This is a genomic window from Streptomyces sp. WAC06614 (assembly GCF_003949795.1).
Lineage (GTDB): Bacteria > Actinomycetota > Actinomycetes > Streptomycetales > Streptomycetaceae > Streptomyces.
On sequence record NZ_RPRY01000225.1, the window covers coordinates 1 to 11503 of the forward strand.

Genomic DNA, 11503 nt, shown 5'->3' on the forward strand with positions numbered 1-11503 from the left:
AGGGGCGCGGGGAACTGCGCGCCCGGCCCGGTACGGCCCGCAGCCCGCGAACGACGGAACCGGTACGGCGGAGCCGCGCCACGCACCGCCGCCGCAGGTGCTGAGACCGTCGGCGACCGCGGGGCGCGGCAGATCAGTCCGGTGTTCCTCGGGATCGTCGCCGTCATGGCGGTGACCGGCTGGGCGGTGTGGACGGGGTACTCGACGAGCACCGGGCTCGCCGTGTTCCTCTTCGTCACCTCCGCCTGGGTGGTCTCCCTCTGCCTGCACGAGTACGCCCACGCCCGCACGGCCCTGCACAGCGGCGACCTGGGCGTGGAGGACCGCGGCTATCTGACGCTCAACCCGCTCGCCTACACCCACACGCTGCTCAGCATCGTGCTGCCGGTGCTCTTCGTGATCCTCGGCGGACTGGGCCTGCCCGGCGGGGCCGTGTACATCAACCGCGGCGTGATCCGGCACCGCTGGCAGCACAGCCTGATCTCGGCGGCCGGGCCGCTGACCAACGTCGCGTTCGCCCTCGTGTGCACCGCGCCGTTCTGGCTCGGCGGGATCGACGACGTCCCGCTGCCGTTCCGCTTCGCCCTCGCGTTCCTGGCGCTGCTCCAGGTCTCGGCCGCGATCCTGAACTTCCTGCCGGTCCCCGGGCTCGACGGCTACGGCGTGATCGAGCCCTGGCTGTCCCCCAACACCCGCCGCGAGCTGGCGCCGCTCGCGCCGATCGGGCTGCTGCTGGTCTTCGGCCTGCTGTGGATCCCGGCCGTGAACCAGTTCTTCTTCGGCGTCGTCCACGACATCCTGTCCGCGCTCGGCGTCTCCGACCTGGAGTCGTACTGCGGCCGCCGGCTGTACACCTTCTGGCAGGGCTCCGAGGGCCTGTGCGAGGTGGCGGCCGGCTGACTCAGCCGGCGGCGCGAGCGGCCCGGGCCGCCTTCTCCGCCTTGGCCTTGCGGAAGTAGAACCAGGCCATGTTGGAGGTCAGGCCCGCCAGCAGCACCCAGACGATGCCGAGGAAGCTGCCTTCCACGAAGGCGACCACGGCCGCGGCCACGGCGAGGGCGCAGACGACAAGGGCGAAGACGGCAAGGCGGGGCATGGGGCCACGGCTCCTCGGGGGCACTGGACGGGTCGAGCCCCTCCAGTGTCCCCCATGCGGAACCGGTCCCCTGCCGGGGGCCGCGTCCGTCGGCCGGCCCACGGCCGGGATGTGCCGTGCGGGCCCTCCCGCCACTGCCCCCGCGCGTGCCGCCCGTCTAGACGTCCGTGACCCGCAGGCCCGCGTGGGCCTTGTAGCGGCGGTTGACCGAGATCAGGTTGGCGACCAGGGACTCCACCTGGTGGGCGTTGCGCAGCCGCCCGGCGAACACGCCGCGCATGCCCGGGATCCGGCCGGCCAGGGCCTGGACCAGGTCGGTGTCGGCGCGGGACTCGCCCAGCACCATCACGTCGGTGTCGATCTCGTCGATCGAGGTGTCCTGGAGCAGCACCGCCGAGAGGTGGTGGAAGGCGGCCGTGACCCGGGAGTCCGGCAGCAGGGCGGCGGCCTGCTGGGCGGCGGAGCCCTCCTCGGGCTTGAGGGCGTAGGCGCCCTGCTTGTCGAAGCCGAGCGGGTTGACGCAGTCGACGACGAGCTTGCCCGCGAGGTCCTCGCGCAGCGCCTGGAGCGTCTTGGCGTGGCCGTCCCACGGCACGGCGATGATCACGATGTCGCTGCGCCGCGCGCACTCGGCGTTGTCGGCGCCCTCGACGCCGAGGCCGAGCTCCTCGGCGGCGGCCACGGCGCGGTCGGCGGCGCGCGAGCCGATGATCACCTTCTGGCCGGCCCGGGCGAGCCGGTAGGCCAGGCCCCGGCCCTGGTCACCGGTGCCGCCGAGGACGCCGACGACGAGTCCGGAGACGTCCGGGAGGTCCCACGGGTCGCGCGCCGCGGGCTTGGTGTTCTGAGTGGAGGTCATGCAGGCGAGCGTACTGCCGGGTAGGCCGAGGCCGAACGGGTGAGGCGGGTCCGGCCGCCTCCCGCGGCCGGGCCCCGGTCGGGCAGGATGCGGGCCATGGACGCCGTGAGGGTGGCGCTGCTGCGCGAGGTCCTGGCCGGTACGGAGTGGCCGGGTGCCACGCGCCGCTTCGCGGCCATGCTGCGCCGGTCCGTGGCGCCCGTGGGCCCGGCGGCCGGGGGGCGGCTGCTGCTGGTGGGCACCGAGGGCTACGAGCCCTGGCACCTGGCCGCGCACCTGGTGGACGAGGCGGCGTGGTCGGGGCAGCCGGAGCTGGCGCCGACGCTGGTGCGGCACCGGGTGCTGCCGGACGAGCCGCCGCACCTGTCGGTGGGGCTGGGCCGGCTGGCCGCGGCGGGCCGCGGGCACACCGTGCTGGTGGTGGCGCCGGGGCCGCCCGGCGAGGGGCTGCTGGAGCGGGTGCACGACGCCCGCCGGGCGGGGGCGACCGTGCTGTCCCTGGACGGCGGGGACGAGGAGCTGGGCGGCCTCGCGCACGACGCGCTGTCCGTGCCGGACGACGCCGGGCTCGACCTGGACACCGTGCAGCACCTGGTCAGCGCGGCGGCCGGGGAGAACAGCCTCCCGGTCCAGCGCGGCCCGCGGCGCTTGCGCGACCGCCTGTCCCGCCTGGCCGACCAACTGACGGCCCCGCCACCGATCCGCTGGTGACCCCGCATGCCCTGAGGACGGCCTGTCCCGGAGCAGCCGCTCCAGCGCGCGCCCGATCCGCCGGTGCCGACGGCGCCCCTGCGGACGACCCCGTCCCCGAGCGATCCGCCGCCCCGCAGCGACCCGGCCACGGCCCACCGCCGACCCGCCGGCTCCCGCGGCGCCCCTGCGGAGGACCCCGTCCCCGAGCGATCCGCCGAGCTGCCGGGTCGCCGGCGTCCGCGGCGCCCCCGCGTCCGGCCCCGCCCCGGGCCCCAGCGGCTCCGGGACGGCCGGCGGCCCGCGGCCGGCGGCCGCGGGGCGAGCGGCAGCGCCCGCGACGGGCGAGCGGCGCGGCCCGGCTACGCCCCGCTCAGGGCCTGGTGTCCTCGTCCCCGTCGCGGGACGGGTCGTTCCACTTGGGGTCGTTCTGCCACTCCAGGTTCCGCTGCTGGGCGGTCTCCATGGCGTGGGACGCCTCCTCGGGCGTGGCGTACGGGCCGAAGCGGTCCTTGGCCGGGCATTCCGGACCCTCCTCGACCTTCTGGTGGACGAGGCAGTAGTACCACTCGCCCGGCTTGCCCACCTGGCGCTTCTTGAACAGAGCCATCCGATGCTCCTTCCTCTGCCGCCATGCTGCCCGATCGGCGCTCGATACACTCGCATGCATGTCTGGCCAGTCGCTGCTCGTCCCCGGCGAGCTCTCGCCCACCCGTTCCGTCCCCGGCAACATCCGCCGGCCCGAGTACGTGGGCAAGCCCGCCCCCACGCCGTACACGGGTCCGGAGGTGCAGAACGCCGAGACCGTCGAGGCCATGCGCATCGCCGGCCGGATCGCCGCCCGGGCGATGGAGGAGGCCGCCAAGCTGATCGCGCCCGGCGTCACCACCGACGAGCTGGACCGGGTCGCCCACGAGTACATGTGCGACCACGGCGCCTACCCCTCCACGCTCGGCTACCGCGGCTTCCCGAAGTCGCTGTGCGCGTCGATCAACGAGGTCATCTGCCACGGCATCCCGGACTCCACGGTGCTGCGCGACGGGGACATCGTGAACCTGGACGTGACGGCGTACATCGGCGGGGTGCACGGCGACAACAACGCCACCTACCTGTGCGGTGACGTGGACGAGGAGTCCCGGCTGCTGGTGGAGCGCACCCGCGAGGCGCTGAACCGGGCCATCAAGGCGGTCCGGCCGGGCCGCCAGATCAACATCATCGGCCGGGTCATCGAGTCGTACGCGAAGCGGTTCGGCTACGGCGTCGTGCGGGACTTCACCGGGCACGGCATCAACTCGTCGTTCCACTCCGGCCTGATCGTCCCGCACTACGACAGCCCGCACGCGACCACCGTGATCCAGCCCGGCATGACCTTCACGATCGAGCCGATGCTGACGCTGGGCACGCACGAGTACGACATGTGGGACGACGGCTGGACGGTCGTGACCAAGGACCGCAAGCGGACCGCGCAGTTCGAGCACACCCTGGTGGTGACCGACACCGGGGCGGACATCCTGACCCTTCCGTAGCCGCCGCGCGGCAGCGACCCGCGAGCACGACACACGACACGGCCGTCCCGACGACAAGGGGGCGGCCGTTTCGCATGTCCGGGCGCGGGGAAAGTTACCGACAGTGCGTCGGGAACCTGTTGACTTAGGTAACCCTAAGCAGGAGGATCGGGGGAGACCCCTTCTCCCTCTCCACCCACCCCGTCCTACGGAGGTCCGCCTTGGACGCCTTCTCCACCGCCATCCGTGTCGCCTCGCACGAGCAGCACACCGAGGCCGAGACCTCGACCTTCATGAGCGACCTGCTCGGCGGCCGGCTGGGGGTGGACGCGTACGCCCGGTACACCGAGCAGCTCTGGTTCGTGTACCGGGCCCTGGAGGACGCGGCCGGGGACCTGCGCGAGGACCCGGTGGCGGGTCCGTTCGTCCGCCCGGAGCTGATGCGCGTGGCCGCGATCGAACGGGACCTGGCCCATCTGCGCGGCCCCGGCTGGCGGGATACGGTCACCGCGCTGCCGGCCACCCGGGCGTACGCCGCCCGGATCGCCGAGTGCGCCGCCACCTGGCCCGGCGGGTACGTCGCCCACCACTACACCCGCTACCTGGGCGACCTCTCCGGCGGCCAGATCATCCGCGACAAGGCCGAGCGCACCTGGGGCTTCGCCCGCAAGGGCGACGGGGTGCGGTTCTACGTCTTCGAGCAGATCACCAACCCGGCCGCCTTCAAGCGGACCTACCGCGAACTGCTGGACGCCATCGCCGCGGACGACCTGGAGAAGCAGCGCATCATCGACGAGTGCAAGCGCGCCTTCGACTTCAACGGGGCGGTCTTCCGGGAACTGGGCGAACAGTTCCCCCTGAGCGCCTAGCCGGACCCGGCGGTCCGGCCCGGGCGGCCCCGGCCGGGCCCTAGGGCAGGGCCGGGGCGAAGCGGACGCGGCCGCCGATCTCGATCGTGCCGTCGGGGCCCGGGGCGGTGAGGATCTGGGAGCCGGCGCCCTGGGTGATGTTCAGGGCGCGGCCCAGTTCCGCCGTGAGCAGCAGGGCCGCCGAGCCGGTGGCCTCGTCCTCGGCGATCACCCCGTCCGGGCGGCGCGGGAACCCGCGGGCCCGGATCCGGCCCGCGGACTCGTCCTCCCAGGCCCACGCGTAGAGCCAGCCCTCCCCCGGCGGCGGGGTGGGCAGCGCGTCGACCTCGGCCGGGCTCGCGTACTGCTGGGTGCGCTTGCCCTCGACCCATTCGGGGCGGGCCGTGATCCAGGTGAACTCCCCGTCGTCGCGGGCCCAGACGGACCCGGCGGGCGGCCGGAGCTCCTCGATGTCGAGCAGCCAGGCCACGCCGACCAGGGGATGGCCGGCGAAGGCCATCCGGGTACCCGGGGTGCGGATGTCGACGATCCCGCGTTCGGGATCGTCGACGAACACCGTCTCGCTGTAGCCGAGTTCGGCCGCGAGCGCCTGGCGGGAGGCGTCGTCGGGGCAGGTCCGGCCGTCGCGCACGACACCCAGCAGATTGCCGTGGCTGCCGTCCCCCGCGCAGAAGACCTTGAGCACGTCGAGATCGTTCACGCGGGCATTGAAACACGCCCCGGCCGGCGGCCGGGCTCCCGCGGCGCACCGCGAACACCCCGCCTGCGCCGGGGCGGCCGCCGAGGCGCGACGCACCGAGCAGCGTCCCGGCGGGCATGCCGGCCGCCCGGGCGGCGCGGGCCGACCCGATCCGCGGAACGCAGGCCTCCCTTTGCCTGTGCTTGACCGGTCCGTGGCATCTCCGTGAGGTCGCCGTGACGGCCCCGTAGCCGGGGGCGGGCCGTGTGAACCGAATCACTGGACGACCGGCTCACGGTGAGGTAAGCCTCGGTTAAGTTAGGTCCGCCTTCCTGGCCCGTCCCCTCTCGGGGCGGGCCTCGCCGACGTCCAGGAGCCTCCATGCGACCCGCCCGTTACACCGTCGTCACCGCAGCCGCCGTCGTGGCCGCGCTCACCGCGGTCAGCGGCTGCGCCGACAAGAGCGACCAGGCCGCCGGCGCCCTGCACGTGACGTCCACCGACTCCGAGTGCACGCTGTCGGCCGCCGAGACCGCGGCGGGCAAGGTCACCTTCGAGGTCGAGAACAAGGGCTCCAAGGTCACCGAGGTCTACGTGCTCTTCCCCGACGACCGGATCGTCACCGAGCGCGAGAACATCGGCCCCGGCACCAAGGCCACCATCACCGCCGAGATCAAGCCCGGCGACTACGAGATCGCCTGCAAGCCCGGCATGAAGGGCGACGGCATCCGCTCCAAGCTCAAGGTCACCGGCACGGGTGCCACCGAGAAGCGCAGCCCCGAGCTGGACGCCGCGGTCGCCGAGTACCGCAAGTACGTCCAGCAGCAGGCCGACGAGACCCTCCCCAAGGCCCAGGCCTTCGCGGACGCGGTCAAGGCCGGTGACGTCGAGGCGGCCAAGAAGGCGTACGCGGTCTCCCGCATCGGCTGGGAGCGCACCGAGCCGGTCGCGGAGTCCTTCGGCGACATCGACCCGAAGGTCGACGTCCGCGAGGACGGCCTGGAGGCCGGCCAGGACCCGGCCAAGGACTGGACCGGCTGGCACCGGCTGGAGAAGGCGCTGTGGGTCGACGGCAAGATCGGCGACGGTGAGAAGAAGCTCGCCGACCAGCTGATGGCCGACCTCACCGACTGGCAGAAGAAGGTCGGCTCCGCCGAGATCACCCCGACCTCCATGGCCAACGGCGCCAAGGAGCTCCTCGACGAGGTCGCCAGCGGCAAGGTGACCGGCGAGGAGGAGCGCTACAGCCACACCGACCTGGTCGACTTCAAGGCCAACGTCGAGGGCGCGCAGAAGGCCTACGAGCTGCTCAAGCCCGTCGCCGCCAAGAACGACCCGGCGCTCTCCGCCGAGCTGGACAAGCAGTTCGCCGCGATGGGCACCCTGCTCGACAAGTACCGCGCCGACAAGAACTCCTACGACTTCGAGGCCTACGACAAGGTCGCCGAGGCCCAGCGCAAGGAGCTGTCGGACGCCGTCTCCGCCCTCGGTGAGCCGCTGTCCAAGCTCGCCGCGGCCGTCGTCAAGTAGTCGGAGGGTCCCGCGATGCCGGAGCAGAACGAACAGACCACGGTGGACGCCGGGGCAGCCGCCCCGGAGCGGACCGCCGCCGCGCCCAGCCGCCGTACCGTCCTCGGCTGGGGCGGGGCCGGGCTGGCGCTCGGCGCCGCCGCGGCCGGCGGCACCGTCGCCGCCGTCAGCGGCGGCAGCGACCACGTGCCGGCCGCGCTGACGGGCGCCGCGGTGCCCTTCCACGGCGAGCACCAGGCGGGCATCGCCACGCCCGTCCAGGACCGGCTGCACTTCGCCGCGTTCGACGTGAAGACCAAGGACCGGGCGGAGCTGGTCCAGCTCCTGAAGGACTGGACCCGCGCGGCCGAGCGGATGACCGCCGGGCTGCCGGTCGGCGAGGGCGCGGTCGGCGGCCTGCCGCAGGCCCCGCCGGACGACACCGGCGAGGCGCTGGGCCTGAAGCCGTCCCGGCTGACGCTCACCCTGGGCTTCGGCCCGTCGCTGTTCGCCAAGGACCGCTTCGGTCTGGAGGACCGGCGGCCGGAGGCCCTGGTCGACCTGGAGCTGTTCCCCGGGGACAACCTGGACCCGGCCCGCTCCGGCGGCGACCTGTGCGTGCAGGCCTGCGCCGACGACCCGCAGGTCGCGGTGCACGCCATCCGCCAGCTGGCCCGGATCGGCTTCGGCAAGACCGTGATGCGCTGGTCGCAGCTCGGCTTCGGCAAGACCTCGTCCACCACCCCGGACGAGCAGACCCCGCGCAACATGATGGGCTTCAAGGACGGCACCCGGAACATCGCCGGGACCGACACCGCCGCCCTGGCCCAGCACGTCTGGGTCGACGGCAAGGACGTGGCCGGCGGCTCGGCCTGGATGGCGGGCGGCTCGTACCTGGTGGCCCGGCGGATCCGGATGAACATCGAGATCTGGGACCGCACCCCGCTCCAGGAGCAGGAGGACATCTTCGGCCGGGACAAGGCCGAGGGCGCGCCCGTCGGCAAGTCCAAGGAGCGCGACGAGCCGTTCCTGAAGGCGATGAAGCCGGAGGCGCACGTGCGCCTGGCGCACCCCGACTCCAACAACGGGGCGACGATCCTGCGCCGCGGCTACTCCTTCACCGACGGCACCGACGGGCTGGGCCGCCTGGACGCGGGCCTGTTCTTCCTCGCCTACCAGCGGGACGTCCGCAAGGGCTTCGTGCCGATCCAGCGCCAGCTGGCGAAGTCCGACGTCCTCAACGAGTACATCCAGCACGTGGGTTCGGCGATCTTCGCCGTCCCGCCGGGCGTCCGCGACAAGGACGACTGGTGGGGCCGGGCGCTGTTCGCCTGAGGCCGAAGGAAAGGAACCGACGTGTTCAGCAACTACCTGATCGGCCTGCGCGAGGGGCTGGAGGCCAGCCTGGTCGTCTGCATCCTCGTCGCGTACCTGGTCAAGACCGGCCACCGCGACAAGCTCGCGCCGATCTGGCTCGGCGTGGGCATCGCCGCCGCGGTGAGCCTCGGCTTCGGCGCGGCGCTGGAGTTCGGCACCCAGGAGCTGACGTTCCAGGCGCAGGAGGCGATCGGCGGCTCGCTGTCGATCGTGGCGGTCGGCCTGGTGACGTGGATGGTCTTCTGGATGAAGCGCACCGCGCGGCACCTGAAGGCCGAGCTGCACGGCAAGCTCGACGCCGCGCTGGCGATGGGCACCGGGGCGCTGGTGACCACCGCGTTCCTGGCGGTCGGCCGCGAGGGCATCGAGACCTCGCTGTTCGTATGGCGTTCGGTGAAGGCGGCCGGTGACGGCGCCGGTCCGCTGATCGGCGTCCTGCTGGGCATCGGCACGTCGATCCTGCTCGGGTACCTCTTCTACCGGGGGGCGCTGCGGATCAACCTGGCGAAGTTCTTCACCTGGACCGGCGGCATGCTGGTCGTGGTCGCGGCGGGCGTGCTCGCGTACGGCGTCCACGACCTGCAGGAGGCGGACTTCCTGCCGGGGCTGACGGCGAAGGCCTTCGACATCAGCGCGACGGTCCCGCCGGACAGCTGGTACGGGACCCTGCTGAAGGGGACGCTCAACTTCCAGCCCGACCCGACCTGGCTCCAGGTCGCGGTGTGGGCGCTGTACCTGGTGCCGACGCTGGGGCTGTTCCTCGGGGCGCAGGCCTTCGGCCGTACCCGGCCGGCCGCCCCGGCCGGGGCGCAGCCCGCCGCGACGCAGGCCCCGGCCGAGCCGGGTGCGTGACGTACGGCCGGCAGGGCCGGCGCGGTGACGCACGGGCGCGGGCCCGGATCCCTCGGGGGATCCGGGCCCGCGCCCGTTCTCCGTACCCGCCGGTGGGGCCGTCGGGGCCGGTGGTCAGCCGATCGGGGCGCCCACTCCGGCGACCCGCACCCGGGGGTCGCCCGCGCGCAGTTCCACGGTCAGCACTCCGGGGCGGCCCATGTCCTCGCCCTGGTGGAGGGTGAGCAGCGCCTCCTCGGGGACCAGGCCGAGTTCGCGGGCGTAGGCGCCGAAGGCCGCGGCGGCGGCGCCGGTGGCCGGGTCCTCGACCACCCCGCCGACCGGGAACGGGTCGCGGACGTGGAAGACGTCCGGTCCGGCCCGGTGGACGAGCTGGACGGTGGTCAGGTCCAGGCGCAGCATCAGCGTCCGCAGCCGCTCGAAGTCGTACGCCAGGTCGGCGAGCCGGGCCCGGGTGGCGGCGCCGAGCACCAGGTGGCGGGCGCCGGCGTAGGCGATCCGCGGCGGGATCGCCGGGTCCAGGTCGGCCGCGGGCCAGTCCAGTGCGGCCAGGGCCTCGGCGAGGTCGGCGTCGGCCACGTCCTCGACGTGCGGGGCGACGCTGGTGAGCGTGGCGCGCAGGGTGCCGTCGGCCCCCGCGACGACGGAGACCGGGACCGGGCCGGCCTGGGTGGTGAACAGCAGCTCGCCGGGGCCGATCCGTTCCCCGAGGGCGACGGCGCCGGCCACGGTGGCGTGCCCGCAGAACGGCACCTCGGCCCGGGGACTGAAGTAGCGCACGCGGAAGGACCGGACCGGCCGTCCGTCGTCGGCGGCGGCCGGGGCGTCCGGGGTGAGGAAGGCCGTCTCGCTGTAGCCGAGCTCCGCCGCGATGCCGAGCATCGCGGCGTCGTCCAGCCCGGAGGCGTCGAGGACGACCCCTGCGGGGTTGCCCCCGGCGGGGTCGGCGGAGAAGGCGGTGTAGCGCAGGATCTCGGTCATGATCGCCCCAACCACCCCCGGCGGGCGCCCATTCCCCGGGGCCGTCCCGGCCGGGACGGGCGGGACGGCCCCCGGCCGGGCGGCCGGTACGGGCCGGGGCTTCCCCGGCCGGCAAGGCCGGGTCGGCCTCAGCCGCGGCCGATGTACGGCATGGTGGTGGCCATCACCGTCGCGAACTGGACGTTGGCCTCCAGCGGCAGCTCCGCCATGTGGACCACCGTCCGGGCCACGTCCGCGGCGTCCATCACCGGCTCGACCGCGAGCTGCCCGTTGGCCTGGAGGATGCCGGTCTGCATCCGCTCCGTCATCTCGGTGGCGGCGTTGCCGATGTCGATCTGGCCACAGGCGATCCGGTAGGGGCGGCCGTCCAGCGACAGGGACTTGGTCAGGCCGGTCACGGCGTGCTTGGTGGCCGTGTACGCGACCGAGTGCGGCCGGGGGACGTGCGCGGAGATGGAGCCGTTGTTGATGATCCGGCCGCCCTGCGGGTCCTGCTGCTTCATCTGGCGGAACGCGGCCTGCGCGCAGAGGAAGGCGCCGGTGAGGTTGACGTCCACGACCTGCCGCCAGGCCTCGTACGACAGGTCCTCCAGTGCGACCCCGGCCGGGCCGAAGGTCCCGGCGTTGTTGAAGAGCAGGTCGAGCCGCCCGTAGCGCTCGCGGACGGCGGTGAACAGCGCGGCCACGTCCGCCGGGTCGCTGACGTCGGCCGTCACCGGCAGCACCTCGGCCCCGCCGGCCGCCGCGGCGGTGGCTTCGAGCGGTTCCGGGCGGCGGCCGGCCACCACGACGGTCCAGCCGGCGCCCGCCAGGGCGAGGGCGACGGAACGGCCGATGCCGGAGCCGGCACCGGTGACGACGGCGGTCTTCTGCGCGGGAGCGTTCATGGGGCCGCAGGCTACGTCACGGCGACGGCCGGGCCCGGGACGTTCCGAGTGCTGAGAACCCTGAGAGCATGGACGCGTCCGCCCCCGCGGTACGACGAAGCGATCAGATGACGAGCGAGAGACGGGAGTCGCCCATGCCGGAGAGAGGGACGCGCCCCACCGGGGCCACCTCCCAGGGAACACCCCCTCCCGTCACCCC

The 11503-nt window shown here is 73.8% G+C and carries 13 protein-coding genes; 7 read left to right on the forward strand and 6 right to left on the reverse strand.

Annotated elements, in window-relative coordinates; all coding sequences use genetic code 11:
* The first annotated feature begins 132 nt into the window (after positions 1-132).
* Complete coding sequence (locus EF918_RS25040) at positions 133-900, forward strand: site-2 protease family protein (RefSeq protein WP_125650750.1); 768 nt, start codon at positions 133-135, stop codon at positions 898-900.
* A 1-nt stretch (position 901) separates the two neighbouring features.
* Here the strand turns inward: EF918_RS25040 and EF918_RS25045 are convergent, their stop codons facing one another.
* Both EF918_RS25045 and npdG read right to left on the reverse strand, forming a co-directional pair.
* Positions 902-1096, reverse strand: coding sequence for a hypothetical protein (locus tag EF918_RS25045; protein ID WP_125650726.1), 195 nt, complete (start codon positions 1094-1096; stop codon positions 902-904).
* Positions 1097-1253: 157 nt separating this feature from the next.
* Positions 1254-1955: an NADPH-dependent F420 reductase gene (npdG, locus tag EF918_RS25050; protein ID WP_125650727.1), complete on the reverse strand. Its 702-nt coding sequence runs from the start codon at positions 1953-1955 to the stop codon at positions 1254-1256.
* Between the two features lie 96 nt (positions 1956-2051).
* Here npdG and EF918_RS25055 point away from each other — a divergent pair, with 96 nt between their 5' ends.
* Positions 2052-2666: a hypothetical protein gene (locus EF918_RS25055; protein WP_125650729.1), complete on the forward strand. Its 615-nt coding sequence runs from the start codon at positions 2052-2054 to the stop codon at positions 2664-2666.
* A gap of 352 nt (positions 2667-3018) precedes the next feature.
* Here the strand turns inward: EF918_RS25055 and EF918_RS25060 are convergent, their stop codons facing one another.
* On the reverse strand, positions 3019-3255 hold the full coding sequence (locus tag EF918_RS25060) for a hypothetical protein (RefSeq protein WP_125650731.1): 237 nt from the start codon (positions 3253-3255) through the stop codon (positions 3019-3021).
* A gap of 58 nt (positions 3256-3313) precedes the next feature.
* Between EF918_RS25060 and map the strand changes: the two genes are divergently transcribed.
* Together map and EF918_RS25070 are read left to right on the forward strand one after the other, a co-directional pair.
* On the forward strand, positions 3314-4171 hold the full coding sequence (gene map, locus EF918_RS25065) for a type I methionyl aminopeptidase (RefSeq protein ID WP_125650733.1): 858 nt from the start codon (positions 3314-3316) through the stop codon (positions 4169-4171).
* A gap of 200 nt (positions 4172-4371) precedes the next feature.
* Positions 4372-5019, forward strand: coding sequence for a heme oxygenase (biliverdin-producing) (locus tag EF918_RS25070; protein ID WP_125650736.1), 648 nt, complete (start codon positions 4372-4374; stop codon positions 5017-5019).
* 40 nt (positions 5020-5059) lie between these two features.
* Here the strand turns inward: EF918_RS25070 and EF918_RS25075 are convergent, their stop codons facing one another.
* Positions 5060-5719 carry a PhzF family phenazine biosynthesis protein gene (locus EF918_RS25075; RefSeq protein WP_125650738.1) on the reverse strand — a complete coding sequence of 220 codons (660 nt, stop codon included), beginning with the start codon at positions 5717-5719 and terminating at the stop codon, positions 5060-5062.
* Positions 5720-6079: 360 nt separating this feature from the next.
* Here EF918_RS25075 and efeO point away from each other — a divergent pair, with 360 nt between their 5' ends.
* From efeO to efeU, 3 genes are read left to right on the forward strand one after another with little or no spacing between them, the layout of a single operon-like run.
* A complete protein-coding gene (efeO, locus tag EF918_RS25080) occupies positions 6080-7228 on the forward strand; it encodes an iron uptake system protein EfeO (RefSeq protein WP_125650740.1) in 1149 nt (382 codons plus the stop codon).
* Between the two features lie 15 nt (positions 7229-7243).
* Positions 7244-8542, forward strand: a complete 1299-nt coding sequence (efeB, locus tag EF918_RS25085; RefSeq protein WP_125650742.1) for an iron uptake transporter deferrochelatase/peroxidase subunit — start codon at positions 7244-7246, stop codon at positions 8540-8542.
* Positions 8543-8563: 21 nt separating this feature from the next.
* Entirely contained in the window at positions 8564-9436 is an 873-nt protein-coding gene (efeU, locus tag EF918_RS25090) for an iron uptake transporter permease EfeU (protein ID WP_125650744.1), read from the forward strand.
* A 114-nt stretch (positions 9437-9550) separates the two neighbouring features.
* Here the strand turns inward: efeU and EF918_RS25095 are convergent, their stop codons facing one another.
* Together EF918_RS25095 and EF918_RS25100 are read right to left on the reverse strand one after the other, a co-directional pair.
* A complete protein-coding gene (locus tag EF918_RS25095; protein ID WP_125650746.1) occupies positions 9551-10417 on the reverse strand; it encodes a PhzF family phenazine biosynthesis protein in 867 nt (288 codons plus the stop codon).
* A gap of 128 nt (positions 10418-10545) precedes the next feature.
* The gene (locus EF918_RS25100) at positions 10546-11304 is read right to left on the reverse strand and encodes an SDR family oxidoreductase (protein WP_125650748.1); all 759 of its coding nucleotides are present in this window, start codon (positions 11302-11304) and stop codon (positions 10546-10548) included.
* Between the last annotated feature and the right edge of the window lie 199 nt (positions 11305-11503).

What these genes read in the sequence shown, in the direction of transcription:
- EF918_RS25060 (WP_125650731.1), bottom strand. Translation starts at nt 3,255, where the DNA reads ATGGCTCTGTTCAAGAAGCGCCAGGTGGGCAAGCCGGGCGAGTGGTAC.
- map (WP_125650733.1), top strand. Translation starts at nt 3,314, where the DNA reads ATGTCTGGCCAGTCGCTGCTCGTCCCCGGCGAGCTCTCGCCCACCCGT.
- npdG (WP_125650727.1), bottom strand. Translation starts at nt 1,955, where the DNA reads ATGACCTCCACTCAGAACACCAAGCCCGCGGCGCGCGACCCGTGGGAC.
- EF918_RS25045 (WP_125650726.1), bottom strand. Translation starts at nt 1,096, where the DNA reads ATGCCCCGCCTTGCCGTCTTCGCCCTTGTCGTCTGCGCCCTCGCCGTG.
- EF918_RS25095 (WP_125650746.1), bottom strand. Translation starts at nt 10,417, where the DNA reads ATGACCGAGATCCTGCGCTACACCGCCTTCTCCGCCGACCCCGCCGGG.
- EF918_RS25100 (WP_125650748.1), bottom strand. Translation starts at nt 11,304, where the DNA reads ATGAACGCTCCCGCGCAGAAGACCGCCGTCGTCACCGGTGCCGGCTCC.
- efeO (WP_125650740.1), top strand. Translation starts at nt 6,080, where the DNA reads ATGCGACCCGCCCGTTACACCGTCGTCACCGCAGCCGCCGTCGTGGCC.
- EF918_RS25055 (WP_125650729.1), top strand. Translation starts at nt 2,052, where the DNA reads ATGGACGCCGTGAGGGTGGCGCTGCTGCGCGAGGTCCTGGCCGGTACG.
- efeB (WP_125650742.1), top strand. Translation starts at nt 7,244, where the DNA reads ATGCCGGAGCAGAACGAACAGACCACGGTGGACGCCGGGGCAGCCGCC.